This is a genomic window from Streptomyces sp. NPDC054863, from assembly GCF_053610825.1.
This window is the reverse complement of sequence record NZ_JBSGZD010000015.1, coordinates 37,407-63,531: the sequence shown is the minus strand read 5'-3', so window position 1 is coordinate 63,531 and position 26,125 is coordinate 37,407. Positions and strand designations below refer to the sequence as shown.

Here is a 26,125-nt window from a genome sequence, read left to right as displayed (position 1 = left end):
CTTCCAGTGCGGCATGATCTCCTCGTGGATCAGCCGGAGTTGGGTGTCCACGTCGGCGACCCCCGCCAGTTCCCGCCCGGTGAACGCCTTGACCAGTCCGCTGTCGGTGATCGCGCAGATCATGTGGTTGACGCCGCTGGGCTCGATCTCGGTCCGTATCTTCTCCAGGCACTCCTCGGGCGTCCCGGACACCGACAGCCTGTCGGCGACCTCCGGCGTCGTCAGCTCGATGCCCCTGGCCAGGTCGCCGGCCGCGATCGCGTCGATCACCGGCTTCAGCTCGGCGGGGTCGACGCCGTTGCGCCGCAACTGCTCCTCGGGCATCGAGGAGGCGTAGATGCCGACCATGCTGCGCGCCGCCTCCTTCGCCCTCGCCGAGTCGCGGTCGGCCGCGAAGACCACCCACGCCCCGATGTCGAGGCTCCGCCAGTCCTTGCCCGCCCGCTCCGCGCCGATCCGGATGTGGTCGACCGCGTAGTCGTACGCCTCCCGGGTGTAGCTGAGCGCGTGGTGGCAGCCGTCCGACAGCTCCCCCGCCGCCTCGAAGGACTTGGGGCCGCGCATCGCGCCGAGCTTCACCGGCAGCCGCTGCTGTACGGGGCGGGCGAAGGTGAAGAGCCCGTCGTACGAGTAGAACTCGCCGTCGTACGTGATCGCGCCCTCGTCGAGCAGGGTCCGTACGACGTGCAGCGCCTCCTTCGTACGGGACAGCGGCTTCACCTTCGCCCAGTCGATGCCGTACTGGGCGAGCAGCCCGAAGTTCCCGCAGGACAGCACCCCCTCGGCGCGCCCGCCGGACAGTTCGTCGAGGGTGGCGAGGGCCTGGGCGATGAGGGTGGGCTCGCGCAGTAAGACGGAGGAGAGGCTCGGGCCGAACCGGATGTTCTCCGTCTGCCTGGCCGCCGCCGCGAACAGCTGCCACATGTCCTTGTGCCAGGTCTCGTCGGCGGCGTAACAGGCGTGGAAGCCGAGCTCGTCGGCGAGCCTGATGGAGGCCAGGGACTCCTGGAGGGGGTAGTCGGGGAGCATCACATAGCTGAATTTCACGGCCGGCCTTCCGGTTGCTGACAGGTGCATGCAGGAAATTACCCCCTTCACCCGTACGGCCCACCCCGCCTGCGGAAACCAGCCCTCCGCCGGAGCGTGGTGGCATGAAATTCGCCGACGAGTTGAAGAACGCCGTGACCCCGCGGGCCGCACTGCTCGTCCTCGGCGCGCTGGCCCTGCAACTGCTCTTCATCACGAGTTACGTGGGCGCGCTGCACCACCCGAAGCCGCAGGACATCAAGGTCGCCGTGGTGGCGCCCGGCGGTGCGGCGGAGCAGTTCTCGGAGCGGCTGCGCAAGCTGCCGGGATCCCCGCTGGACCCGCGCCCGCTGGCCTCCGAGGCGGTGGCGCGCGAGGAGATGATGAACCGCGACATCGACGCGACGCTCGTCGTCGACCCGCGCGGCGGCAAGTCCGACACCCTGCTGGTCGCCTCGGGCCAGGGCGGTTCGGAGACCCGTGCGCTGGAGCAGATCTTCACCGAGGTCGCGAAGTCGCAGCAGCGCACGGTCGCCTTCAAGGACATCGCCCCGGCCTCCGGGCAGGACGCGAACGGCCTGTCGTCCTTCTACCTGGTGGTCGGCTGGTGCGTCGGCGGCTACCTGTGCGCGGCGATCCTCGCGATCAGCGCGGGCGCCCGCCCGGCGAACGGCAGGCGGGCCGGGATCCGGCTCGGCGCGATGGCCGTGTACTCGGTCGTCTCCGGCCTGCTCGGCGCGGTCATCGCGGGACCGATCCTGGGTGCACTGCCCGGCAGCCTGTGGGGTCTGTGGGGCCTGGGCGCCCTCACCGTCTTCGCGGTCGGTGCGCTGACCCTCGCCCTCCAGGGCATCTTCGGCGTGGTCGGCATCGGCCTGGCCATCCTGATCATCGTGATCGGCGGCAACCCGAGTGCGGGCGGTGCGTTCCCCGGTCCGATGCTGCCGGGCTTCTGGCGTTCGATCGGCCCCGCGCTGCCGCCGGGCGCGGCGACGTGGGTGGCGCGCTCGATCGCGTACTTCAAGGGCAACAACATCACGGGTCCGCTGCTGGTCCTCTCGGCCTGGGCGGTGGTGGGCGCTGCCCTGACCCTCGCGGTGGCCTCCCGCGTGAAGTCCAGCCGCAAGGGCGCCGACGATCTGCCGGGCGGGGCGACAGAGGTCAGGACCCCGCAGACCCCGCTCGTATGATCACGACCCTCGCGGTCGAGAACTACCGTTCGCTGCGCAGGCTGATCGTCGAGCTGGGCCGGGTCAACGTGGTCACCGGCGCGAACGGCACCGGCAAGTCCAGCCTCTACCGGGCCCTGCGCCTGCTCGCCGACTCCTCCCGCAACGGCGCGGTGGCGGCCCTGGCCCACGAGGGCGGACTGGGCTCCACCCTGTGGGCGGGCCCCAGCAAGCTGGGCCGGTCGGTGCGGGAGGGCCTCCATCCGGTGCAGTCCGTGGTCGACAAGGACCCGGTGAACCTGCGGCTCGGCTTCGCGGGCGACGAGTTCGGGTACGCGATCGACTTCGGGCAGCAGCCGCCGGACGCCCGATCGATGTTCGGCGGCGACCCGGAGATCAAGCGCGAGTGCACGTGGGCGGGCCCGGTCCTGCGCCCGGCGGCCCTGCTCTCGGAGCGCGTCGGGCCTTCCGTACGGGTGCGTACCGCGTCCGGCGACTGGCACCGCTCGCAGGGCACCGTCCGTCCGTACGACAGCATGCTGAGCGAGCTCGCGGATCCTCAACTCGCCCCGGATCTCCTCCTCCTGAGGGAGCGCATCCGCAACTGGCGGTTCTACGACCACGTCCGTACCGACTCCGGCGCACCGGCCCGCGCCGCGCAGATCGGCACCCGTACGCCCGTGCTCGGCGCGGACGGCTCCGACCTGGCCGCAGCCCTCCAGACCATCCGGGAGATCGGCGACCACGCGGCGATGGACGAGGCCGTCGACGCCGCGTTCCCCGGCAGCCGGGTGTCGGTCGCCGACCATGGCGGCCGGTTCGAGCTGGAGCTGCACCAGCACGGGCTGCTGCGCCCGCTCGGTGCCCCCGAGCTCTCCGACGGCACCCTGCGCTACCTGCTCTGGGTGGCGGCCCTGCTCACCCCGCGCCCGCCCACCCTGCTGGTCCTCAACGAGCCGGAGACCAGCCTCCACCCGGACCTGCTGGGGCCCCTCGCGGACCTGATCCTCACCGCGAGCCGCCACATCCAGCTGGTCGTCGTCACGCATGCGCGCCCCCTCGCCGACGCACTGGCACAGGGGACGCGAAGGGCCCGCGTCGACATCAACACCATCGAGCTGGTGAAGGACTTCGGGCAGACGACCGTCGCCGGGCGGGAGGGCCCGCTGGACGAGCCGCTCTGGTACTGGCAGAAGAGGTAGGCACCGGGCGAAGCGGTAGGCACCGGGCGCCCGACGCCGAGCCCCGCGCAGGAGGCGCTGGGCGTCAGGCGCTGCCCACCGTGCGCGGGCGCAGGCGGTGGAGCAGCAGGCCGATCCCGTATGCGAGGGGGTAGGTCATCGCGATCCGGATCAGGTACTCCCCCACCATCCGGTACCCGAGCATCGGCAGCACGGCCCAGGGCAGCGAGGCCACGAGTATTCCCGCCACCCGGTGGTCCCGCCCGCCTGCGGGCCGGGCCCGAACCGGGCGGCAGGTCCGGCGGACGGCCCAGGACCAGGACCAGGACCACCGTCAGGGCGCGCCCCGCCGCGATCCCCACCACGTACGGAGCGGCTGCACCCACCGCCCGGCGTCGGCGACGGCGTCCACGTACGTGCCGGCCGGTTCGGCAGGCGTTCCGCTCGGCGGTGAGCGTGCTGCGGCCCGTTCCCGTGAGGACGTACGAGCGGCGCATGCGGCCGTCGACGGTCCCCTCACTGTGGATCTCGATCAGCTGCCCGTACGGAGAGCCGCGGCTCCCTCCGGCCCACCGGGCACCCGCCCCCTGCCCACAAGTGGGCATCCCCGGATGTGGACACGACTTATTTCTTGATCAACATCGTGGCAACACCTTGCATGAACGATGAACAGTGCAAGCGACCACGGAAGTTGGGAACACCTTGAGCGAGTACAGACCCACGGCCCGAATACCCCGGGCCGCCGGGGTCGCCGCGCTGCTCGGCGCCGCGGCCCTGCTGACCGGCACCCTCCCCGCGCACGCGGCTCCCGCCCGGCCGACCGCCGAAGTCGTCCCCGGCCAGGGCACCGCCGCCCCCGCTCTCGTCGACGGCATCGCCGAGGAGACCGCGGCCACCGGCAGCCCGGCGGACGCCGCCCGCGGCCACCTCGCGGCGAAGAAGAGCCGGTACGCCATCGCCGACCCGCAGCGGGACCTGGCCGCCGCCGACACGGTCCGCGACGGGGCCGGCGAGACGGTCCGCTTCCAGCAGAAGCACCGGGGCGTGAAGGTCCTCGGCGGCCAGTACCTGGTGCGGATGGAGAGCAGGGACGGCGAGCGCGTCGTGACCGGCACCTCCGGCAGGTACTTCACCGCCCTCGACGTCGCCGCCAAGGCATCCGTACCGGCGGCGACCGCGATCGAGCGGGCCCTCGCCTCCGTACGCACGGAACTCGCGGACGGCAGGCTCCGCACGACGGGCAAGGCCGACGCCCCGCAACTGACGGCCGGCTCGCACGGCCTCGTCGTGCTCCCGCGGGGCAAGGGCGTCCTCACGCACCACGTCACCGTCACCGGCTTCGACCCCGCCACGAAGGCGCCGGTCAAACAGGAGGTGTACGTCGACGCGCGCGCGGGCTTCCCGGTGCTCTCGTACTCCGGCATCCAGAACATCGAGGGTGCCCGCGACAGGAAGGCCGAGCAGCCCGGCACCACCGGCTCCGGTGTGAAGCTCGACGGCAGGAAGGTGAAGCTGGAGGTCGAGAAGCAGGGCTCCGCCTACCTGCTCCGTGACCGCACCCGCACCTGGAAGACCAGCAAGAGCCCCCTCACCACCTGGGACGCAGGCGGCGTCGACGTCGGCGAGGCGTCCGGCAAGTGGCCCGAGGGGATCAGGGAAGTCGCCTCCCCCGCGAAGAAGTTCGACAAGGCCGCCACCGAGAGCGGTGCCGTCGACGCGCACTGGGCGGCCGGCCAGGTCTACGACTACTACAAGGCGAAGCACGGCCGGGACAGCCTCGACGGCCGCGGCATGGCCATCAAGTCCCTGGTGGGCGTCACCGAGTACGGCCGGCCGTACGCCAACGCCTTCTGGGACGGCGACAAAATGGTCTACGGCGGCGGCGACGAGGAATTCAAGTCCCTCTCCGCCGACCTCGACGTGGTGGGCCACGAGATGACGCACGGCGTCGTCGAACACACCGCCGGGCTCGTCTACACGGGCCAGTCCGGTGCGCTCAACGAGGCCGTCGCCGACTACTTCGGCAACGCCATCGACGTCACCGTCGCGAAGAACGAGAAGTCCCCCGACGCCGGTCTGATCGGCGAGGACCTGTGCCGCACGAAGTCGCCGCGCGACTGCGCACTGCGCGACCTCAATGACGGCCGTACGACGTCCAAGGACTTCCTCGGCGTCTCCTTCGGCTTCGACCGCGGCGGCGTGCACCTCAACTCCACCATCTTCTCGGGTGCGTTGTGGGACGTCCGCGAGGACCTCGGCGGCAAGCTCGCCGACCGGATCGTCTACAAGGCGCTCACCGAGTACCTGACCCCGCTGGACGGCTTCACCGCCGCCCGCGGCGCCGTCCTGTCCGCCGCGAAGGACCTCGGCGTCAAGGGCGACGAGCTGAAGAAGGTCACCCGCGCCTTCGCCGCGCACGGCATCGTGCCCGGCTGGGAGCAGGCCATCGGTGTCGACACCGACAAGCTGCTCGGCGACCTCAACACCCGGGGCGAGCAGCCCGGCGCGGGCGGCGGCTGGTGGACCGCCGCCAAGTCCGACGCGGCGGGCGCGGAGGCGTACTCGGTCTGGGCCGGACGCACCGACGGCAAGGGCGCCCCGAAGCTGATCAGCCCCAACGACGGGCGCTACCACACCCATCCGGACACCGACGGCAGGACCGTGGCGTGGGTGGCGGTCGGCGCGAACGGCTCCGACGTGCTGTCCCGCCCCCTCAAGGGCGGACCGGTCAGGAAGGTCCGTTCGCTGCCGACCCTGGCGGGCGCGGTGCACGTCTCCGGTGACGTCGTCACCTGGCAGGAGGAGGGCGAGGGGCGCAGGCCGCGCGTCGCCTGGGTCCGCGGCAACGACCCGAAGGTGCACTACGCCGACGGCGGCGACGCCGACGTCACCACCGCACTGCCGACCCTGAACGGCGGCCGGCTCGCGTACGGCAAGGTCTACCACGGCGAGGACGGCTACCAGGTGGTGTCCACCGAGATCCTCAACCTGAAGACCGGGCGCAGGACGCTGCTCCCGGCCAAGGGCGGCCACATCGGCATCGGCAACCCGGTCCTCACCGGCAAGCACCTGTTCTGGCTGGTCGACGACATCATGGACGACAACCGGCAGATCCTGCGCCGGGCGAACCTCGACGGCACCAGCATGACCGACCTCATCGAGGAGCAGGACGAGCGGGCGTACATCTGGAGCCTGGACGCCACCGACGACGCGGTGACGTACACCTACTGGAAGCCGAGAGGGGATCTCGTCAACGAGAACCTTGCCAAGCTGGTGCAGGCGGACGCGGACGGCAGGAACCAGCAGCGGGTGTCCTGCTCGCGCGGTGAGCAGTACGGCGTCGCGGCCGACACCGGGAAGCGCGTGGTGTGGGGCGACGGCACCACGGGCCACACCGACCTGGTGACGCGCGAGCGCCCGGCGGGCCGCTGCTGACGCCTCGGGCGGCGGACAGCGGGGAAACGGAGTGCCTCAGGCCCCCCACGCGTGAGAGGGACCTCAAGCCCCCCACGCGTGAGAGGGACCTGAGGCACTCGCCAGGAGCTCCCGCGTGTACGGCGCCCGTGGCCGGTCGAAGACCTCGTCACGGGCGCCGCTCTCCACGATCTCGCCGTGGTGCATGACGGCGACCCGGTCGCAGAAGTGCCGTACGACGGCGAGGTCGTGGGAGACGAACAGCAGCGAGAGACCGGACTCGTCGCGCAGGTCCATCAGGAGGTTCAGCACCTGTGCCTGTACGGACACGTCGAGCGCGGAGACCGGTTCGTCGGCGACGATCAGTCTGGGGCGCACGGCGAGGGCCCGTGCGATGCCGATCCGCTGCCGCTGGCCACCGCTGAACTCGTGCGGGTAGCAAGGGAGTTGATCGGGGCTGAGGCCGACCTGCCGGAGCAGTTCGGCGGCCCGCTCCCGGCGCTCCGCCGCGTCGAGCGAGGTGTGGAAGGTGAGCGGGGCGGTGACGATCTGCTCGACGGTACGGCGCGGATTGAGCGAGGCGTACGGGTCCTGGAAGACCAGCTGGACGTCCCGGCTGAGCTCGCGCCGCAGTGCGGAGTCGGTCGCGGCGGCGGAGATGTCCCGGCCGGCGAGGCGCACGGTCCCGGCGGTGGGCCGTTGCAGCCCGGCCAGGACGCGGGCGGCGGTGGACTTCCCCGACCCCGACTCGCCGACCAGGCCGAGGGTCTCGCCCTCGGCGATGTGCAGGGTGACGTCACGGACGGCGACCCGGGGCTCCGGACGGCGGCCGAACAGCGGCCTGGGGGAAGGGAATTCGACTCGCAGGTCCACGAGGTCCACCAGCGCCGCGCCGCCCTGCGGGGCGGGACGGGCAGCCCGTACGGGCGCGGGTGAGGGCTCGTCCACCGTGGGCAGCCTGGTGCCCGGCACCGTGTCCAGGGTGGGGGCGGCCCCGATCAGGGCCCGGGTGTACGGGTGCTCCGCGTCGGTGAGGAGCTTGGCGGTGGGCCCCTCCTCAAGCAACCGGCCGCCACGCATGACCAGCATCCGGTCGGCGCGCTCCGCGACGACGCCCACGTCATGGGTCACCAGGAGCACGGCGGTGTCACTGCCGTCCACCAGCTCCCCCAGCAGATCCATCACTTGGCGCTGCACCCGGACGTCGAGCGCGGTGGTCGGCTCGTCCGCGACGACCACGGCGGGGTCGTTGACCAGCGCGATGGCGATCATGACGCGCTGGCGCATCCCGCCGGAGCACAGGTGCGGGAAGTCCCGGGCGCGTGCGGCCGGAAGCCCGACCCGCTCCAGCATCGCGACGGCCCGCTCGCGCGCCTCCGCGCGGGAGGCCTTCGGGTGGTGCAGCCGGTACGCCTCGGCGACCTGCTCCCCCACCGGGTGGAACGGCGAGAGCGCGGCCAGGGCGTCCTGGAAGACCATGGCGACGCGGTCGCCGCGCAGCCCCCTGAGCCGGGCCTCGGACGCACCCACGACCTCGGCCCCGCCCACCCGGAGACTTCCGGTGATCTTCGTACGCACCGGATCGTGCAGGCCCAGTGCGGCGAGAGCGACCGTGGACTTTCCGGACCCCGACTCCCCTACCAGGCCGAGTATCTGACCGGGCATCAGGTCGAAGGAGACGCGGTCGACGGCAAGGACCTCGCCCTGTCTGCCGACGAAGGAGACGGACAGATCGGCTGCTTCCAGCACCGGGTTCATGCGAGCCTCACCCTCGGGTCGAGACGGGCCACCACCAGGTCGGCGACGGCGACGAACACCACCACGAAGAACGCGGCGAGCAGGACGGTGCCGACGACGGTCGGCAGGTCGTTCTGGAGTACGGAATCGACGGCGAGCCGCCCCACCCCGCTGATCCCGAACACGGTCTCCGTAATGAAGGCCCCGCCGAACAGTGCCCCCACCTCCAGCCCCAGGAGCTGCACCAGCGGCCCGGACGCGCCGCGCGCCGTGTACTTCAGGTGGGCGCGGACCGCGCTCATCCCCTTGGCGCGCGCGGTCCTCACGTACCCCTCGTGCATGGTCTCCAGGAGCTGGGAGCGGGAGAGGCGGGCGAAGACGGCCGCGTTGACGAAGCCCAGGACCAGCCACGGCAGCAGGAGTCCGGCGAGCCAGGCGGCCGGGTCCTCGCCGAGGGGCGTGTAGCCGGGGACCGGCAGGAGGCCCGTCGTGTAGACGAGGAGGTACTGGAGCACGTAGCCCAGGAAGTAGATCTGCACGCTCGCGCCGACCAGCGTGAAGCCGGAGAGGAGCCGGTCCGTGGCGGTCCCCCGGCGCAGTGCGGCGGTGAAGCCGACGCCGATGCCGAGGACGACGATCACCACGAGGGCTCCGGCGGCCAGCGACAGGGTGGCCGGAAGGTGCTCCAACACCGCTTCCAGGACGGGCTGTTGGAGGACGTAGGAGTAGCCGAGGCAGGGGGCGGCGCAGTCCAGGACCGTACCGTCGAGGTCGCGGATGGAGCGGCCGAGGAAGAGGCCGCGCAGATAGTCCGCGAACTGGGCGAGGATCGGCTGGTCGAGGCCCATCGAGATGCGCAGTTCGGCGACCTGGGCGCTGTCGCACTGCGGGCCGCAGGCGGTGAGGGCGGGGTCGGAGGGGGCTGCGTGGAAGAGCCCGAAGGTGACGGCGGTGATCATGAGGAGCACCGCCGCCGCCTGGAGGGCGCGTCGCAGGACGTAGCCGGTCATGGAGTCGTTTCTCCGGACGAGTGACGGGTCACTTCTTCAGGAACAGCCAGGCCGGGGAGACCGTGCCGTAGATCGGGTGGATGGCCGCGCCGCCGACGTCCTTGCCGTGCACCTGCGTGGTCGCGGAGTTGAGGAAGGGGACGACCGGGACGTCCTTCATCACGGTCCGTTCCAGGGCGACGAGCGCCTTGGTCTTCTCCTCGATGCCGGGGATGGTCCTGACCCGCTCGATCTCCTTGTCGACTTCCGGGTTGTTGTACCGGATGGAGTTCTCCAGGGCGTCGAGCTTGCCGTAGTAGCCCTCCGGGAGGAGCGTGGAGAGGGTCGGCCAGTTCACCGAGTTGGTCTGGAGCCACAGGTCGTACGGGGCGGGCCCGCGGAAGACCTGGTCGGTGAAGGCCGCGTCGCTCATCGGCTTGGTGACCAGGGTGATCCCTACCTTGCCGAAGGCCTCGACGAGGACCTGGGCGACGCGGTCGTTGACCGGGTTGGTCTCGTAGGCGTACGTCAGCGTGGTGACCTTCTTCTCCGCCTTGGCCAGGTGCTCCTTGGCCTTGGCGATGTCGCCCTGCGGGGCGACCGGGTAGAGGTCGTACTTCTCCCAGCCGGCGACGGCGGGCGAGGAGAGGGTGGTGGCGATGTCGCCGAGGCGCGGGCCGCCCATCACCTGGCGGGCCTGCTCGCGGGGGAAGAGGTAGTGGATGGCCTTGCGGACCTCGGGGTCACTGACCCGGCTGTTCTTGATGGCGAGCGAGGCGGTGTACGCGCCCCGGCGGCCCTCGACGAGGAGTTCCTTCTTCTTCGGGTCGCGGTCGATGGCGCTGAAGAGCTCGGGGGCGGTGCCGTCGCGGTCGGTGGATGCGGTGCGGGCGCCTTCGCCGTTGCCGGAGAGGATCTCCTGCCCGGAGTTGACGGCCTTCTTGCCGAAGGTGAACTCGTAGCCGTCGAGGTACTGGTGGCGGATCGGGTCGGTCTCCGGCTTCCAGTGCGGATTGCGCTCCAGGGTGAGCGACTGGTTCTTCCTGTGCTCGACGATCTTGTACGGGCCGGAGGCGAAGGGCTTGATGTCGTAGGCCGACCCGGTGTCCTTGTCCGGGCGGACCGGCGAGGAGGAGGACTGGGTGGCCATGAAGGCCACGTCGGCCTGCGGCTGCGGGAAGCGGAAGACGATCGTCTTGTCGTCCGGGGTCTCGACGGCCTTGAGGTCGCCGTCCTTGGGGCCGCCGTAGATCTTGCGGGCCTCGGTGAGGTTGGTCGTACCCGTGAGCCAGGTGGGCCAGTAGGAGGGTCCGGCCTCGAAGCCGGGGGCGAAAGTGCGCTGGATGCCGTACTTGACGTGCTTCGAGGTGATCGGCTGCCCGTCCTCCCAGGCCACGCCGTCCTTCAGGGTGAAGGTCCAGGTCCTTCCGCCGTCGGAGGACTTGCCGAGGTCGGTGGCGAGGTCGCCGACCAGCTTGGGCCTGCCGTCGACCAGTTGGTACTGGGTGAGCTGGCGGCCCCACAGGAGCGAGGTGTTGTAGGTCTCGCCGCTGTAGATCTTCTGCGGGTCGAGGTGTGCGTAGTCGTTGGCGTTGAGGACCTTGAGGGTGCCGCCCCTGCGGGCGCCGGGGACCTCGGGGGCGGGGCCCGCGCTCTCCTTCGCCGTACCGATGATGGCGGCGAGCTTCGACTCCGGTGCCGCGGCCCCGTCCGTCCTCGCCTGCTGCCCGGCGCCCGCTCCCGCCGAGCAGGAGCAGAGCAGCAGGGCGGCGACGGTGGCGGCGACCGGGACGGCTGCGGTGCGGGCGCTGATTCTGGGCATGGCGAACTCCGGTGAGGACGAAGGGTGCTGATCGGGAGGGTGACGGTTCAGCGGGCGGTGCGCGGGTCGAGTGCGTCCCGCACGGCATCGCCGAGGAGGTTGAAGGCGAGGACGAAGAGGAGGATCGCCGCGCCGGGGAAGAGCATGTAGGTCGGGTCGTCGTAGAAGACCTCGGCGCCCCGCGAGATCATCCGCCCCCAGTCGGGGACGGGTTCGCCGATGCCGACGCCGAGGAAGGACAGGGCGGCCTCGGCGGTGACGACCGCGGGCAGCGCGAGGCTGATGTGCACGAGCACCGGGGCCCACACGTGGGGCAGCAGCTCCCGCAGCACGATGTGCCGCCTGCTCGCCCCCAGCGCCCGCGCCGACTCCACGAACTCCCGCTCCCGCAGGGACTTCACGGTCGTACGGAGGACCAGGGCGAGCGGCACCCAGCCGAACGCGGCGAACACCAGGATGAGCACGGTGAACTGCATCCACACCGGCTCGTTCTCGCCCGGGTCCACGAACCGGGTCTGGATCACCGGGCCGAGCGCGAGCAGCAGCAGGAGGGTCGGGAAGGCGAGCAGTACGTCGCAGACGAAGGTGAAGGCGCGGTCGGCGAGCCCGCCGAGGTAGCCGACGGTCACCCCGAGCACGATGCCGAGGACGGCGATGACGAGGGTGGCGGACCCGGCGACGAGGAGCGAGGTGCGCATCCCGTACAGGAGTTGGGCGAGCACGTCACGCCCGAGCCCCGGTTCGAGGCCGAACCAGAACTCGCCCGAGATACCGCCGTTCGGCAGCATCGGCAGCCCTTCCGCGCTGAGCAGCCCTGGGCTGTTCTGCCCGTAGTGCTCGGTCGGGTTCTTGCCGTACCAGGCGGTGAGCAGCGGCGCGCAGACGGCGAGCAGGACACACAGGACGACGACACAGAGGGCGGTCATACCGGTGCGGTCGCGCCGGAAGGCGCGGACTGCGGCGGCGAAGGGGCCGCGGGGCGACGTCGTGGGTCTTGCGGGCATGGGTGCCGGGCTCCTGAACTGCTGTGACGGGCCCACCGGTCGGGGTCTCCGCCGTGGGTCGCCCGCCATCAGAACAAGAGGATTCTGGCCCGGCAAATCGGAAATGAGCGCGGTGCGTTGATTGCGAAGGGAGTGTTGCGGGGGCACGGTGCGCCGTCATGCTGCGGCAATGTTCCCGACAGCCTTGTCGGGACAAATGCGGTGAATTCTTCGGTACGGGGCGGTGATGTGGCAGCCGCGTGAGATCTCGGCCACGTAACCGCTCCGGCGCCCGGCCCCGGACCCGGACAGCACGGAGCCCGGCCTGCTGGTGGCGGGCCGGGGCTCCGTGTCGAACGGGTGGTACGGGTCGTACGGGTGGGCTTGCGGGTCAGCCGATCTGGGTGCCCGTCGCGGCGAGCGCCGCCGGTACCGGCTGGAAGAAGGTCTCCCCGCCGGCCGAGCAGTCGCCGCTGCCGCCGGAGGTGAGGCCCAGCGCGGTGTCTCCCGCGAAGAGCGCGCCGCCGCTGTCGCCGGGCTCGGCGCAGACCGTGGTCTGGATGAGCCCGTTGACGACCTGGCCGTTGCCGTAGTTCACGGTGGCGTCGAGGCCGGTGACCTCGCCGTCGTGGAGCTGGGTGGTGGAACCGCTGCGGGTCACCTTCTGGCCGACGGTGGCGTCACCGGCCTTGGTGATGGCCTGCGTGCTGCCGTTGTAGAGGTTGACCTCGCTGGGGTGCGGGGTGTCACCCGTGTACTTCACCAGGCCGTAGTCGTTGCCCGGGAACTTCGAGTCGGCGGTGGTGCCGATCGCGGAGCCGCCCTGCTTGTCGGACCAGCTCTTGATCTCCGCGGTGCAGTGCCCGGCCGTCAGGAAGTGCGCCTCGCCGCCCTTGGTCACGTTGAAGCCGAGCGAGCAGCGCGAGCTCCCGCCGTAGATGGCGTCGCCACCCGCGATGAGGGGCTTGAACTCCCCCTTCGAGTGCTTCAGCTGCACCTTGGCGCCGAGGTCCTTGACCGCCTTGTTCAGCTTGGCGAGGGCGGCGCCCTTCACCGTGCGGTCGGCCGTGACCACGACCTTGTTGCTGACCGGGTCGGTCGCCCAGGACGTGCCCGGGATCGACGCCTTGCCCGCCAGCGCCGTACGCGCCGACTTCAGCTCGGCCAGGGTGTGCTGGACGACTCTGGCCTTGCCGCCGGCCGTACGCACGGTCTCCGCCGCCGCCTCGTCCGTGACGTTGACGACGAGGGACTTCGCCTTCGCGTCGTAGAACGACCCGGCGGCAGCGCTGCCGAGCTGCTTGGTGAGCGAGGAGGCGAGCTGGCCCGCGCTCGCCACGGAGAGGGTCTTCAGCGTCGGCACGGGAGCCGTGCCTTCGCTCGCGTTCGCGCTCTGGAAGGTGATGCCCGTGGCGACCAGGGCGACGACTGCGGCTCCTGCCGCTGCCGCGCGCCGCTTGGGTATGCGTCGGTGCTTCACAAGTGACCTCCTGTGGGGGGTCCGGGCCCGGAAATGTGGGGGTGGGCCCGGGTCGGGGCCCACTATTCCCAGGGCAACCGGGAGCACACAAGGTCCACTTCAGGACGCGCACACGACAACTACCGCACGCCCCCTTTCTCTTGACATGCCAGGGACACGCCAGGCGAGTGTCCGACTTGCGACCGCCCGGTCGCAATCGCGAACACCGCGTGCAACCGGTGACCGCCCCTGGGTGAGGTCTACTCCTGTCCGGTACTGGTCCCTCCGGTACCGGATCCCGACGTCTCCGCCGGGGTGTCCCCCGGAATGTCCGCCCGGATCTCCGCCCCGGGCGCGGCCGGCCCGGCCGCCGGAGGGACGGGCGGCACGGCCGCAGGGGACGCGGGTTCCCCAACTGCCGGAGGCGCGGGTGCCGCAGCCGCAGGGGGCGCCGCTGCCGCAGCCGCCGCAGGCGCAGGTGCCCCGGCCGCCGCAGGGGTCGGCGCCGCCCGTTCCAGGAAGCGCAGCAGTTCCACCGGGAACGGCAGCACCAGCGTCGAGTTCTTCTCCGCCGCGACCGCCACCACCGTCTGCAGCAGCCGGAGCTGGAGGGCGGCCGGCTGGTCGGACATCACGGCCGCCGCCTCGGCGAGCTTCTTCGACGCCTGGAGTTCGGCGTCCGCGTTGATCACGCGCGCCCGGCGCTCGCGGTCGGCCTCCGCCTGCCTGGCCATCGACCGCTTCATGGTCTCCGGCAGCGACACGTCCTTGATCTCGACGCGGTCGATCTGCACGCCCCACCCCACCGCCGGGCTGTCGATCATCAACTCAAGGCCCTGGTTGAGCCGTTCGCGGTTGGACAGCAGATCGTCGAGTTCGCTCTTGCCGATGATGGACCGCAGCGAGGTCTGTGCCATCTGCGCGACCGCGAACCGGTAGTCCTCCACCCGCACCAGGGCGTCCGCCGCGTCGATCACCTTGAAGTAGATGACGGCGTCGACGCGCACCGTGACGTTGTCGCGCGTGATGCCGTCCTGGGCGGGCACCGGCATGGTCACGATCTGCATGTTCACCTTGGTGAGCCGGTCCAGGAACGGCACCACCATCGTGAACCCCGGCCCGCGCACCGATTCCCTGAGCCTTCCGAGGCGGAAGACCACCCCCCGCTCGTACTGCTTGACCACCCGGGCCGCCGCCATCAGATACACCGCTCCGGCGCCCACGGCCGCGGCCCCCGCCGTCAACAACTCCTCGACCATCACGGCCCCCTGGAGTGCCAGTAGTCCCACTGTCTCCGGACATGTCCTGAGAAGAAGGTAACCCCGCGGGGCAACAGTCGACAGGCCCCCGCCCGGAGGAGTCCGGATCGGGGGCCTGCCTGCTGCTGGCTGCGGTTCGGTGGTGCCGGCGGGGATCAGTAGATGGTGACCCCGTACGCGCTGAGTGCCTCGGTGACGGGCTGGAAGAAGGTCGTGCCGCCGGACGAGCAGTTGCCGCTGCCGCCGGAGGTGAGGCCGATGGCCCTGCTGCCGGAGTACAGCGGGCCGCCGCTGTCGCCGGGCTCGGCGCACACATTGGTGCGGATCATGCCGTAGACGACGTCGCCGCCCCCGTAGTTGACGGTGGCGTTGAGGCCGGTGACGGAGCCGCTGTGGGTGCCGGTGGTGGACCCGCGCCGGGTGACGCTCATGCCGACGGTGGCGTTGGCGGCGCTGGTGATGTCGACGCTGCCGACGGTGCCCGGGTGGGCGACGTTCGCGTTGTCGTAGCGCAGGATGCCGTAGTCGTTGACCGGGAAGCTGGATCCGGTGGTCGGGCCGATCTTCGTCGTCCGGGCGGAGTTGGTGTACCAGGCGGGGTTGCCGTCGGTGCAGTGCCCGGCGGTCAGTGCGTAATAGGTGGTGCCCTTGCGGACGTTGAAGCCGAGCGAGCAGCGCCAGGTCGGTGCGTAGATGGCGTCGCCGCCCGACAGGAGCTTGGAGAACTTGCCCGGAGTGCGCTCGATGCGCAGGGCACGTGCGTTGTCGCCCGCCGCGTCCGTGATCCGCGCGATCTCGGCGCGGGAGACGGTGCTGTCCGCGGTGACGACAAGGGTGTTGGTCGCCTTGTCGACGTGCCAGGCGGTACCCGCGACGTCCGCCGCGAGCACGGCGGCTCCCGCGGAGGCGAGCTGGGTGGCGCTCAGTGCTGAAGTGTCGGCGGCCGGCTGGGCCTGGGCGTTGGGGATGGTGATCGCGGCAGCGGCGGCGAGTCCTGCCGCCACGGCCAGGAACCGGACGCGTCTCGCGGTGCCGCTTCTCTCTGTGGTGGTGCGCTCGTTCCTCACTTGTCGTTCCTCCCGAGGGGAATCGGGGGCCCGGTCCGATGTGGGGTCTTTCCCGGGGCCCGTGAGGCGCAGCCGGAGACGTGCGGCGACCCGTGTGACCACGGACCCCGCCGCAATGCCCCTGACAAGCGCTGTCTCGGGAGTATTCGGGCCCTCAACGGGGCGCGCAAGGGCGTGTTTCAGCCGTGTGCGGGCGTACGGGAGTACGGGGAGGGGCAGGGCATGCGTCAGCCCCGGGGCCCTTGGGGCTCCCGGGGCCGATGGTCCTCAACTCCCTTACTTCTCCTGCTTGTTGAGCTCTCCCGTCGGCACTCCGAAGGGCAGGGTGTTGCCCGGTGGCGGGAACGGGCAGATGAAGTGGTCGGCGAAGGCGCACGGGGGCAGCACGGCCCGGTTGAAGTCGACGGTCACCGTACCGTCGGCGGCCGGTGCGGCGGGCCGCAGGAAGCGGAACCGGTAGCTGCTCTTCCCGCTGTCGGCGTCGGCGAACACGGCCCAGAGCGAGCCGTCGTCCTCGACCGCGACGTGCAGCGAGTGCTCGGCCCCGTCGTGCGCGAAGACGACCTCTCCGGCGAGACCGAGACCGCGCGAGCGCCCGTCGGCGTTCTCGACCTGGATGCTCCTGGCCTTCTCGTACGGTACGAAACGGCCGGGCAGCGCCCAGGCGGGGTCGTAGGGCCCGGCCTCGATGCCCGCGAAGGCGCGTCGCGCGGCGGACTGCGGGTCGAAGTCCCGCAACGCCCACAGGCCCTCCCTGCTGAGGACGACGAGCCGTCGCTCACCTGCGCGGACGCGCGATTCGGGGATCGGTCCGCGGTCGGCGCCGAGCCTGACCGCGCCGTCGAGCGGTTGCCCGTCGACCGTGATCCCGTCCGCCGCCGCTGCCGTCAGCACCACCTCGGCGCCGTCCTCCTGCCACTGCCCCGGCACGCCGTCGATACGGCCGTCCGGGTGGTCGGCGAGCCAGTGGGTGCCGCAGAGGGAGAGCGGTCCGTACGGCGAGGCGACCGTCTCGACACGGTGCTCGTGCCAGCGCCGCCAGTCCCGCTGCGCTTCCTGCACCTGCTGCTCCTGCTCCCGCACCTGCCGCGCGTCCTGCTGAGGGGCCGCGCTGCTGCTTTCGCTGCTGCTTTCGCTGCTGCTCATGGGATCAACCTTTCCATACGGTCTCGGCGGGCGCCCGGGGCCCCGGGGTCCGCGCGCGGTGCGCCGCCCCCGGTCATGACCGTCCCGCGGCGCCGCTCCGGGCGTACCGGCTGACGGGCCGGGCGAGCCCCAGGTGGTCGCGGAGGGTCGCACCTGCGTAGAAGTGCCGGTGCAGACAGCGGTGTTGGAGCAGGGTCGCGGTCCCGTTGACGAGCCGTTCGAGGTCGCGCTCGGGCAGGAGGGGCGTGAGGTGGAACCCGTCCACGACGTCGGCGGCGTGCCACTGGGTGAGCACCTGGGCGAGCCCGACGGGCCCGCCGGTGTATCTGGCCGCACCGTCCTTCCCCATCCGTACGGCATCCGCCTCCGCGAGCGGCGGCCCGCCGAGGGGCGGCTCCCCGGCGAGGTCGACGGTGAGGGCCGCGAGGATGCGCAGCGAGTCGGGGTCGCGCCCGGCGGCAGCGGCGCGGCGGCGCAGGTCGGCGCGCATGACTGCGGCTTCCCCCGGGGAGAAGGCGCGGACGATGACGACGTCCGCGTGGCGCGCGGCGACGGCCAGTCCGTCGGGCCCGCACACACTCACGTCGACGACGGTGACGGGCCACCCCTGCGGGGGCCGGGGCACGCTCGCAGACCCCTTGACGGAGAGGAACTCCCCCGTGAAGTCGACATGGTGCACCTTGTCCGGGTCGACGAAGCGACCGGTCGACGTATCGCCCGCCCCGTCGTCCTGCTCCCAGCTGTCCCACAGCCGGGTCGACACATCGACCACTTCACCGGCTTCCCGCCACAGTGCGTCGACGGCGAGGTCCGGCTCGCGCCCGAAGAGAGCCGTCCCACGTCCCGAGGCCGACACGGCGACCGACCACCCGGCCCGCCCCCTGCTCACCCGGTCCAGGGTCGCGACGGCCGCCTGCACGTGAAACGGCTCGGCGCGGGTCACGGTCACGGTGGGCACGAGCCCTATCCACGAGGTCTCGGCCGCCACCCGCGCCAGCAGCCCGACGGAGTCGCCCCCACCGGACGCACCCACGGTCACAAAGTCCAGCACCCCCTCCTCCGCGAGCCGCACCAGCCCACCGACGGAGGCACCGCCTCCCACTTCGGCCCCCATGTACAACGGCCGACTGCCCACCGAACCCATGACCACTCCCCTCCAGAACGGAACCCGCCGGCAACAGCCCCCACCGCCACGGCGAACCGGTGGCGCAGGGCCGGGCAGGGCCGAGCGGTGGCGAGGGCCGGCGCTCGCGGAGGGGGTGCCCTCCACGCAAGGAGCCGCCCCCTTGCCCACCCGTCCCGCCCCCGGGGCAGGGGCCTCAAGAGGGCTCGGGGGCAGGCTTTCAGGGGCGCAGGGAACTGCGCGACCAGCCACGACGCACCCGCGCCTGCACACGCACACGCACACGCACACGCACACGCACACGCACATGGAAAGAAGAGAACAACCCGAGGCAGACATGCAAAGGCTCCGTGGACACAGTGATCACACACGGGAATCGCCCTCACCGGACACAGCCGGCCGCACGCCACACACACCGGACCGGGCCCCTCAGCCCGGTCCTGGACCGAGACTAAGGCCGCCGCTCGGCCCCCTGTCAAGCATGTCCACATTCTGAGCAGGCCGTCTCAGAAACACCCACACACCTGTTGACGCATCATCAAAACACCTGTTCCATGAGCGCCATGCACCGACAGCAGTGGCTGGTCACGCGCTCCCACATCGACTTCGGTCGCGTGTGGTCCGCGTCCTGTTGAGCCAAGACTCCACCACCCACTGCCCCGTTGCCCCGCCGGCTCAGCCGCGTACCCGCACACCCACACACCCCGTATCCCGCACGGACCGCTGCGCGCACCCCCTCAACGCGTCAGCAACTGCAGTCGCAGCACCCGCACGATTCGCAGCAACTGCACCCCTCGCAGCAGTCGCAACAGCCGCAGTCGCAGTTGCCGCCGCAGCCCTCCCGCCGCCTCCGCGACCAGGGCCCCTCGAACTCGTCCGCACAGCACACCTGGCAGGTACAGAACAGCCCGGTCGCGGCCAGACACCCGGCCAACAGCCCTCGCGGCTGCCTCGGCGGAGGCGGAGGCGGCGTCAGATCCCCGGGCGCACCCGGCGTACCTGGCGCGCCCGGCGCATACGGATTCCCCGGCACAGGGACATTCCCGTGCGCACCCCGGTCCGCCCCGCCGTGCCCGCACCCCGTCGTCCCGAACGCCCGGTTCACCGCCTGCTCCAGCTCGTGCGCCAGCAGTACGTGCACCAGCTTGGCGTCCACGAACTCCGCGTCCCGCAGCGCGAGCCGCACCCCGCGCACCGAGTCGTCGCACAGCCGCCGCGCCTCGGCCAGTGACGTCCCGGTCGCGGCCAGCGGGTTCCACGCACCCGACGCCTCGTCGGCCGCCCTGTCCTCGACGGCGTCCAGCAGATGGGCGAGCCGCCCGAAGAGCCGGCCCGCCTCGGCGAGCGGCGCCGCGTTGCCCGGCCGCCCGGCCAGGACCGCGGTGTGTGCGAAGGCGGCGGCCGTGGCCGTTTCGGTGGGTTCGGTGACGAAGAGCAGCGGGGTGCCGATGCCCGCGACGGCCTCGATGCCGCCCTGCCTGTCGACCGCGTCGACGAGAACCGACGTGTCGAAGCCGAGCGAGGCCCCGGTCCTCGCTCCGGCCCGGTCCCAGCTCCGCGCGACCCGGCGGGCGGCGACGGCGACCGGACGGCGGCCCAACAGCCCGTCCCGGTCGGCGACGTGGTCCCGTACCTTCGCCGAAGCCAGCACCAGGGAGACCGCGGCGGCCAGCCTGGCCCCCTCGCCCTGCGCGACCGGTGCGGTGCGCATCGCCCGCAGCGGGCAGGGCCCGGCCGTACGCCGCCAGTCCGTGGACCGCAGCGACTGAGCCTCCGTCAGAACCGAGACGATCAGCCCGTCGTAGTTGGTGACGATCCGTGAGAACTGGCCGTGGTCACTGCGAAGCGCCAGGCAGAGTCCGCAGAGATGAGCCATCCATTCGGTCTTGAGCCCCTCGCCGAGTCGATGCGTGCAGGGCCTGACGATGCCGAACAATTGCGCCCCCGTAATGCGGTGGGTCGTGCGATCACGCCGCCCACTGAACAGTCCGTCAGGCATCGTACAGACGGCGTATGTTCACCCGTCCGTCCCCCTGCTCACCCGTCTGGCCCGATGGTGCGATTTACACTCTCCCGGCGGCCCCCGCAACGACAGGGCCCGGGGAAATCACCACAACTTCTGCACCAGTACCGTCACGAAAACCCTGCGCGCCGACTATCCACTTGGCGCGCAATCCGCATGATGGACGACCATAGGGGGAGCGGAACACAAGTAGACCGCGGTGAAAGGAGGCGTTCATGGGATCGGTGCGCAAGGCGAGTGCCTGGCTCGGGCTCGTCGAGGACAGCGACGACGACCGCTACTACGACGACGAGTACGCCGAGGGGAACAACGAGACACCCGAGCCCTGGGTCACGGACCCCCGGGTGCGTGTCGTCTCCGAGGCCGCCGAGGACAAGGGCCGCCGGATCGCCACCGTCACTCCGGACGGCTTCCGGGACGCACGCGGCATCGGCGAACTGTTCCGGGACGGCGTCCCGGTGATCGTGAACCTGACGAGCATGGAGTCCGGCGACGCCAAGCGCGTCGTGGACTTCGCGGCCGGCCTGACCTTCGGACTGCGCGGCTCCATCGAGCGCGTGGCCACCCGGGTCTTCCTGCTGACCCCCGCCGACACGAGCATCGTGAGCGGCGAGGCCGCCGGCCGTCAGACCGGCGGCTTCTTCAACCAGAGCTGAGCAGGGCGCTCACCGGCGCCCCGGTCCGGTCGGGTCCGGCACAGGGTCCCCTACCGGAACGCGTCGAGTCCGGTGAGCGCCTTGCCCAGCACCAGCTGGTGCATCTCCACGGTGCCTTCGTACGTCAGCACCGACTCCAGGTTGGTGGCGTGCCGCATCACGGGGTACTCCAGCGAGATCCCGTTGGCGCCCAGGATCGTGCGGCTGGTGCGGCAGATCTCGATCGCTTCCCGCACGTTGTTGAGCTTGCCGAAGCTGACCTGTTCCGGGCGCAGCCTCCCGGCGTCCATGCGCAGCCCCAGGTGGTGGGCGAGCAGGATGCCCTTGTGGAGTTCGACGGCCATGTCGGCGAGCTTGGCCTGGGTGAGCTGGAAGCCGCCGATGGGCCTTCCGAACTGCTCGCGCGTCTTCGCGTAGCCGACCGCCGCCTCGAAGCTGGCGCGTGCCGCTCCCATCGAGCCCCAGACGATTCCGTACCGCGCATGGCTCAGGCAGCTCAGCGGCCCCTTCAGCCCCACCGCGTCCGGGAGTACGGCGTCGGCGGGCAGCCGGACCTCGTCGAGGACGAGCTCACTGGTGACGCTGGCGCGCAGCGACCACTTGTGGTGGATCTCCGGCGCGGAGAAGCCGGGGGCGTCGGTGGGCACGAGGAAGCCGCGGATGCCCTCGTCGGTCTGCGCCCAGACGACGGCGACACCGGCGACCGAACCGTTGGTGATCCACATCTTGCGGCCGGTGAGCACCCAGTCGGTGCCGTCCCGCTTCGCGTGCGTGCGCATGCCCGCCGGGTCGGAGCCGTGGTCGGGTTCGGTCAGGCCGAAGCAGCCGATGATCTCGCCGGAGGCCATGCCGGGGAGCCACCGCCGCTTCTGCTCATCGGAGCCGAAGCGGTGGATCGCGTACATGGCGAGCGAGCCCTGTACGGAGACGAGCGAGCGGATTCCGGAGTCGGCGGCCTCCAGTTCCAGGCAGGCCAGGCCGTACTGGACGGCGGTGGCGCCCGCGCAGCCGTAGCCGGTCAGGGACATGCCGAGCGCGCCGATGGAGCCGAGTTCGCGGGCGAGGTCGCGGATGCCGGGCAGCTCTCCGCGCTCGTACCAGTCGGCGATGTGCGGCAGGACCCGGTCTGCGGCCCAGCTGCGGACCGTGTCGCGGATCGCGAGGTCCTCGGGGCCGAGCAGGTCGTCGATGCCGAGCGGGTCGGCGGGGTCGAACGGCGGAAGCTTCGGGGGATGTGCGGACATGCTGGCCCTCCGGCGGCTCTCGGCTGCGTGGATTCACCACAGCATTAACTAGCAGCGTTAGTTAATCTTCCGGGGCGACGGTACGGGCCGGGGCCCCGGCGGTCCAGACCCGCCGGGGCCGTGTCAGTCCAGACCCGCAGACGCCTCGGCGGGTTCACGTCGCGCGGGCGGGAGCTTCTTGGCCTCCCGGGGCGTGGCCGGGGGCTCGGCGTCCGGCTCCGCATCCGGCTCGGGCCCGGCGTCCTGCTGCGGGTCCTGCGCCGTCTGGTCCATGCCGCGCGGCAGCCTCAGCGCGGCGACCGCGCCGATGAGCAGCAGCCCTGCGCTGGTCAGCAGGGTCACGTGCAGGCCGTGCACGAAGGCGACGCGGGCGGCGGAGCGCAGCGCGGCCCCTGCCGCACCGCCGATCTCCTTGGCGACCTCGTACGCCTCGCCGAGCGAGTTCGACGCGGAGGTGGAGTCGGCCTTCGAGACGCCGTCGACGCCCTTGAGGCCGGGCCCGTACGCGGCGTTCATGACGCTGCCGAGCAGGGCGATGCCCATGCCCGCACCCAGCTGGTAGGAGGTCTCGCCGATGGCCGCCGCGCCACCCGCGGCATCCGCCGGGGCCTCGCTGAGCATCGACTCGTACGAACCGAAGAGCGTCGCCTGGATGCCGAATCCCAGCAGCACGAACCCCCCGGCCATCAGCCAGGGCCGGTCCTCCTGGCCCATCATCGTCAGCAGGGTGACGGAGGCGGCGGTGAGCGTGAAGCCGGACACCACCATGAACCGGGGGCCGACCTTGTGGAGCGCCCAGCCCCCGACCGCGCCCGCCGCCATCGCGGCGAAGGTCAGCGGCAGCAGCCGCATGCCGGTCTCCAGCGGGCTCAGACCCAGCACCAGCTGGAGGTACTGGACCGCGATCAGCTCCAGGCCGACCAGGGCCAGCATGCCGAGCACCAGGCAGCCCACCGAGGTGGTGAAGGTGACCCGGCTGAACAGCTTCATGTCGATCAACGGGTGTTCGCGGCGCCTCTGCCGTCGTACGAAGAGGACCAGCAGCACCGCTCCGACCAGCAGCGGGGCCAGCGTGAGCACATCGAGCACCGGGTCGCCGCTGCCCGCGCGCTTCACTCCGTACACCACACCGAGCACGCCGGCGGAGGCCATCAGCGCGCCGACCACGTCCCACGGGCCCTGGCCGCTGCCGCGCGATTCGGGCAGCAGCAGTCGGCCGATCGGCAGGATCACGATCATCAGCGGGATGTTGATCAGGAAGACCGAGCCCCACCAGTAGTGCTCGACCAGGAAGCCGCCGATCACCGGGCCGCCGGCCGCGCCGATGCCGGAGACCGCCGCCCAGATGCCGACCGCCATCGCCCGCTCGCGGCGGTCGGGGAAGACCTGGCGCAGGATCGACAGCGTCGCGGGCATGATCATCGCGCCGCCGACGCCGAGCAGGGCACGGGCCGCGATCAGGAGCTGCGGAGTGTCGGAGAGCGCCGCCAGCGCGGAGGCGATGCCGAACAGTCCGTAACCGAGCAGCAGCACGCGGCGGCGTCCGACGCGGTCACCCAGCGTGCCGAAGAGAATCAGCAGCGAGGCGCAGACGAGGGGGTAGGAGTCGACGATCCACAGCAGCTCCACGGAGCCGGGGCGCAGGTCCTCGGTGACCGAGGGGACCGCGATGTGCAGGATCGTCGAGTCGAGCGCGACGAGGATCAGGCTCACGCAGAGGATCGCGAGCACCACCCAGCGGTTGGTGCCGTGCCCTGAGAGGAGCCGTCGCCAAGGACCTCCCGCAGTCAGCTCGGCGCCGGCCGTGGTTGTCCCTGCCATGTACGTAACCTCCCAGTGATCCCCTCGCGCTCGGTGGGCCGCCGGGGACGTCCGTGTCTGATACGTCCTGGTGGGCCCGGCATCGACGGGCGAGTGAGCCGTCAGCGTACGCGAGTTCACCCCCGGGGTGCGTGGCCCATCTCTCATGGAAATGCCCGAGCCGGTGTGGCGTACACCACGCGGCGCCCGCGCCCGTACCCCTGCGAGGAGCCGCTCCGGCGTACCACGCAACACCACGCACGGCGCGGCACGGTCGGTTCCCGGCCGGGCGCACACCGACCCCCGGTACCGGCCGGTGGCGGAGAGGGAAATTCCGTCCGACGCCCCCGAGGCTGAAATTCAGAAGATTTCAAGAGAGTTGTGGGAGTGGGCCGGAATGAATAGGGCACAAGGTCCCGACCATTTCCCGGACAGTCAGGAATAAACCTTGCGGTGAGACACACCCCACATCACATGGTCATCACAAAGAGGCCGGACCGGTCGGGCCCGTCACTCACCCGCTGTAATGTCGATTGGGTGCGTATCGACCGAATCTTTGCCCGGCTGGACCGGGAACCGGAGCCGCCGAAGATAGAGATCCCCGGCATGAGCCGGACCCGCAAGGTTCTCTTCGGCTCGACGGTGGCGTTCTACATCGCCATCGTCTGGGCCGTGCTGGTCACTTCCTGGCTCGTCCTGCTCGACTGGCGGGTGATGCTCTTCAGGCCCTACGAACAGTGGCCCGAGCTGCATGCCTTCCTCGACTACTTCGTGGTGCTCGGCCAGCGCGGCCCGACCGCGGTGATGGTCGCGGCGTGGCTGGGCTGGCGCTCCTGGCGGCAGCACACGCTGCGCCCGCTGCTCGCCCTGGCCGCGGCGCTGCTGCTGCTCAACCTGACGGTGGGCGCGGTGAAGATCGGCCTGGGCCGCCTCGGGCCGCACTACGCGACCGAGATCGGGTCCGCCGAGATGTTCGCCGGCGGCGATATATTCCCCTCCGGCCACACCGCCAACGCGGTCGTGACCTGGGGCATCCTCGCGTATCTGGCGACCACCCCGCGGGCCAGGCGCTGGCTGTCGGTGATGTCCGCCGTCGTCGCTCTCGGCGTCGGCGCCACGACGGTCTACCTGGGCACGCACTGGCTGAGCGACGTGCTGCTCGGCTGGGCCGCCGGACTGCTGATCCTGCTGGCGCTGCCCTGGTTCGAGCCGCTGATCGCACGGGCGGAGGCATTCGTCTTCGCGGTGCGCGAGCGGTGGCGGACGCGCGGTGCGCTCGCTCCGGCCCTTCCCGGTGCCACCGATCCGGCGGTGCCGGCCGGTGTCCCGGCGGCGATTCCCTCGATACGTCCGGGATCGGACCCGGCGCCCGCCCGCGAGCCCGTGGGCGCGGGCAGCAGCCGGTACGGGGCTGCCAGGCCCGCCCATCTCCCCGCTCCCGCACACGTCCAGACACGGCCGCACGGGGTCCGCTCGGAACGCGCACCGGTCACCCCGGCGGGCAGCAGACGGCCTCCGCAGACCCGCGGCGGCGGGTCGCACGCGCCGCACCCGGCGCGCTGAGGCGCCCCACACCCCGTAGGGCACAGATGCGCCCCACACCCCGTAGGGCACAGATACCGCACAGCGAAGGCCCCGGACCGCTCACGAGGAGCGGGCCGGGGCCTTCGTCGTGCCGGGCCGGGCTCAGCCGATCCAGCAGCGGGTCACGGCGTCGTCCTTCGCCTCGAAGTTGAGACGGCCCTGGAGGAACTCCATGGTGATGATCGCGCCCGGCGGAAGCGTCCTGACGGTGCTCCAGCCGTGCTCCCTGGCGGTCCGCTCGGCCTCTTCCACGGCAAGGCCCACATAGCGCTCGGGGTGGTCGTCGGGCTGGACTGGGGGTGTCGGTAGGGGTGCCATGGGGTCCACCGTAGGCGCCAGATACCTTCCTGGTCACGCTTGTGTCACAAGATCACGACAAGAGTTTGCTTACGTCGCTTTCACTCGATAGGGCAGTCTCGTTGTTCATGAATGCCCATTTCCTG

20 protein-coding genes are annotated in these 26,125 nt (G+C 71.2%); 5 read left to right on the top strand and 15 right to left on the bottom strand.

The annotated features are described in order from the left end of the window. Positions 1-1,047: LLM class flavin-dependent oxidoreductase (locus ACWGIG_RS05510; protein ID WP_453320213.1), on the bottom strand; the 1,047-nt coding region annotated here is incomplete at its 3' end. A 104-nt stretch (positions 1,048-1,151) separates the two neighbouring features. Here ACWGIG_RS05510 and ACWGIG_RS05505 point away from each other — a divergent pair. Together ACWGIG_RS05505 and ACWGIG_RS05500 are read left to right on the top strand one after the other, a co-directional pair. Continuing rightward, positions 1,152-2,216, top strand: coding sequence for a DUF3533 domain-containing protein (locus ACWGIG_RS05505; protein ID WP_453320212.1), 1,065 nt, complete (start codon positions 1,152-1,154; stop codon positions 2,214-2,216). Next, the gene (locus tag ACWGIG_RS05500) at positions 2,213-3,397 is read left to right on the top strand and encodes an AAA family ATPase (protein WP_453320211.1); all 1,185 of its coding nucleotides are present in this window, start codon (positions 2,213-2,215) and stop codon (positions 3,395-3,397) included. Before ACWGIG_RS05505 ends, ACWGIG_RS05500 begins: the two co-directional genes overlap by 4 nt. Positions 3,398-3,461: 64 nt before the next feature. On the opposite strand, the gene ACWGIG_RS05495 is transcribed toward ACWGIG_RS05500, so the two are convergent. Continuing rightward, the gene (locus ACWGIG_RS05495; RefSeq protein ID WP_453320210.1) at positions 3,462-3,626 is read right to left on the bottom strand and encodes a hypothetical protein; all 165 of its coding nucleotides are present in this window, start codon (positions 3,624-3,626) and stop codon (positions 3,462-3,464) included. A gap of 452 nt (positions 3,627-4,078) precedes the next feature. Here ACWGIG_RS05495 and ACWGIG_RS05490 point away from each other — a divergent pair, with 452 nt between their 5' ends. Further along, complete coding sequence (locus tag ACWGIG_RS05490; protein WP_453320209.1) at positions 4,079-6,811, top strand: M4 family metallopeptidase; 2,733 nt, start codon at positions 4,079-4,081, stop codon at positions 6,809-6,811. A gap of 63 nt (positions 6,812-6,874) precedes the next feature. Here the strand turns inward: ACWGIG_RS05490 and ACWGIG_RS05485 are convergent, their stop codons facing one another. The 10 genes from ACWGIG_RS05485 to ACWGIG_RS05440 all read right to left on the bottom strand — a co-directional run bounded on the left by ACWGIG_RS05485 (position 6,875) and on the right by ACWGIG_RS05440 (position 20,311). Then, complete coding sequence (locus tag ACWGIG_RS05485) at positions 6,875-8,548, bottom strand: dipeptide ABC transporter ATP-binding protein (protein ID WP_453320208.1); 1,674 nt, start codon at positions 8,546-8,548, stop codon at positions 6,875-6,877. Then, the gene (locus ACWGIG_RS05480; RefSeq protein WP_453320207.1) at positions 8,545-9,537 is read right to left on the bottom strand and encodes an ABC transporter permease; all 993 of its coding nucleotides are present in this window, start codon (positions 9,535-9,537) and stop codon (positions 8,545-8,547) included. The genes ACWGIG_RS05485 and ACWGIG_RS05480 overlap by 4 nt, the downstream gene beginning before the upstream one ends. A gap of 28 nt (positions 9,538-9,565) precedes the next feature. Then, a complete protein-coding gene (locus ACWGIG_RS05475; protein WP_453320206.1) occupies positions 9,566-11,338 on the bottom strand; it encodes an ABC transporter substrate-binding protein in 1,773 nt (590 codons plus the stop codon). Positions 11,339-11,385: 47 nt separating this feature from the next. After that, on the bottom strand, positions 11,386-12,342 hold the full coding sequence (locus ACWGIG_RS05470; RefSeq protein WP_453320205.1) for an ABC transporter permease: 957 nt from the start codon (positions 12,340-12,342) through the stop codon (positions 11,386-11,388). A gap of 370 nt (positions 12,343-12,712) precedes the next feature. Further along, positions 12,713-13,801, bottom strand: coding sequence for a S1 family peptidase (locus ACWGIG_RS05465; RefSeq protein WP_453320204.1), 1,089 nt, complete (start codon positions 13,799-13,801; stop codon positions 12,713-12,715). A 239-nt stretch (positions 13,802-14,040) separates the two neighbouring features. Continuing rightward, complete coding sequence (locus ACWGIG_RS05460; RefSeq protein ID WP_453320216.1) at positions 14,041-15,039, bottom strand: slipin family protein; 999 nt, start codon at positions 15,037-15,039, stop codon at positions 14,041-14,043. A 155-nt stretch (positions 15,040-15,194) separates the two neighbouring features. Further along, positions 15,195-16,106: a S1 family peptidase gene (locus ACWGIG_RS05455; protein ID WP_453320203.1), complete on the bottom strand. Its 912-nt coding sequence runs from the start codon at positions 16,104-16,106 to the stop codon at positions 15,195-15,197. 276 nt (positions 16,107-16,382) lie between these two features. Then, entirely contained in the window at positions 16,383-17,252 is an 870-nt protein-coding gene (locus tag ACWGIG_RS05450) for a DUF1684 domain-containing protein (protein WP_453320202.1), read from the bottom strand. 73 nt (positions 17,253-17,325) lie between these two features. Further along, positions 17,326-18,396 (bottom strand): LLM class flavin-dependent oxidoreductase, encoded by a 1,071-nt coding sequence (locus ACWGIG_RS05445; RefSeq protein WP_453320201.1) that lies wholly within the window; start codon positions 18,394-18,396, stop codon positions 17,326-17,328. A gap of 724 nt (positions 18,397-19,120) precedes the next feature. Then, positions 19,121-20,311, bottom strand: coding sequence for a DUF5685 family protein (locus tag ACWGIG_RS05440; RefSeq protein WP_453320200.1), 1,191 nt, complete (start codon positions 20,309-20,311; stop codon positions 19,121-19,123). Between the two features lie 302 nt (positions 20,312-20,613). On the opposite strand from ACWGIG_RS05440, the gene ACWGIG_RS05435 reads away from it, so the two are divergent. Next, positions 20,614-21,054 (top strand): cell division protein SepF, encoded by a 441-nt coding sequence (locus ACWGIG_RS05435; protein WP_453320199.1) that lies wholly within the window; start codon positions 20,614-20,616, stop codon positions 21,052-21,054. Positions 21,055-21,104: 50 nt separating this feature from the next. Here ACWGIG_RS05435 and ACWGIG_RS05430 read toward each other — a convergent pair whose 3' ends face one another. Further along, the gene (locus tag ACWGIG_RS05430) at positions 21,105-22,298 is read right to left on the bottom strand and encodes an acyl-CoA dehydrogenase family protein (protein ID WP_453320198.1); all 1,194 of its coding nucleotides are present in this window, start codon (positions 22,296-22,298) and stop codon (positions 21,105-21,107) included. A 123-nt stretch (positions 22,299-22,421) separates the two neighbouring features. Then, positions 22,422-24,119: an MFS transporter gene (locus ACWGIG_RS05425; RefSeq protein ID WP_453320197.1), complete on the bottom strand. Its 1,698-nt coding sequence runs from the start codon at positions 24,117-24,119 to the stop codon at positions 22,422-22,424. Between the two features lie 516 nt (positions 24,120-24,635). Between ACWGIG_RS05425 and ACWGIG_RS05420 the strand changes: the two genes are divergently transcribed. Beyond that, positions 24,636-25,661, top strand: coding sequence for a phosphatase PAP2 family protein (locus ACWGIG_RS05420; RefSeq protein WP_453320196.1), 1,026 nt, complete (start codon positions 24,636-24,638; stop codon positions 25,659-25,661). A 123-nt stretch (positions 25,662-25,784) separates the two neighbouring features. Here ACWGIG_RS05420 and ACWGIG_RS05415 read toward each other — a convergent pair whose 3' ends face one another. Further along, a complete protein-coding gene (locus ACWGIG_RS05415) occupies positions 25,785-26,000 on the bottom strand; it encodes an I78 family peptidase inhibitor (protein WP_453320195.1) in 216 nt (71 codons plus the stop codon). Between the last annotated feature and the right edge of the window lie 125 nt (positions 26,001-26,125).

Coding starts and splice junctions, on each gene's coding strand:
- ACWGIG_RS05505 (WP_453320212.1), top strand. CDS start 1,152: ATGAAATTCGCCGACGAGTTGAAGAACGCCGTGACCCCGCGGGCCGCA.
- ACWGIG_RS05500 (WP_453320211.1), top strand. CDS start 2,213: ATGATCACGACCCTCGCGGTCGAGAACTACCGTTCGCTGCGCAGGCTG.
- ACWGIG_RS05485 (WP_453320208.1), bottom strand. CDS start 8,548: ATGAACCCGGTGCTGGAAGCAGCCGATCTGTCCGTCTCCTTCGTCGGC.
- ACWGIG_RS05480 (WP_453320207.1), bottom strand. CDS start 9,537: ATGACCGGCTACGTCCTGCGACGCGCCCTCCAGGCGGCGGCGGTGCTC.
- ACWGIG_RS05475 (WP_453320206.1), bottom strand. CDS start 11,338: ATGCCCAGAATCAGCGCCCGCACCGCAGCCGTCCCGGTCGCCGCCACC.
- ACWGIG_RS05470 (WP_453320205.1), bottom strand. CDS start 12,342: ATGCCCGCAAGACCCACGACGTCGCCCCGCGGCCCCTTCGCCGCCGCA.
- ACWGIG_RS05460 (WP_453320216.1), bottom strand. CDS start 15,039: ATGGTCGAGGAGTTGTTGACGGCGGGGGCCGCGGCCGTGGGCGCCGGA.
- ACWGIG_RS05450 (WP_453320202.1), bottom strand. CDS start 17,252: ATGAGCAGCAGCGAAAGCAGCAGCGAAAGCAGCAGCGCGGCCCCTCAG.
- ACWGIG_RS05445 (WP_453320201.1), bottom strand. CDS start 18,396: ATGGGTTCGGTGGGCAGTCGGCCGTTGTACATGGGGGCCGAAGTGGGA.
- ACWGIG_RS05435 (WP_453320199.1), top strand. CDS start 20,614: ATGGGATCGGTGCGCAAGGCGAGTGCCTGGCTCGGGCTCGTCGAGGAC.
- ACWGIG_RS05430 (WP_453320198.1), bottom strand. CDS start 22,298: ATGTCCGCACATCCCCCGAAGCTTCCGCCGTTCGACCCCGCCGACCCG.
- ACWGIG_RS05425 (WP_453320197.1), bottom strand. CDS start 24,119: ATGGCAGGGACAACCACGGCCGGCGCCGAGCTGACTGCGGGAGGTCCT.
- ACWGIG_RS05415 (WP_453320195.1), bottom strand. CDS start 26,000: ATGGCACCCCTACCGACACCCCCAGTCCAGCCCGACGACCACCCCGAG.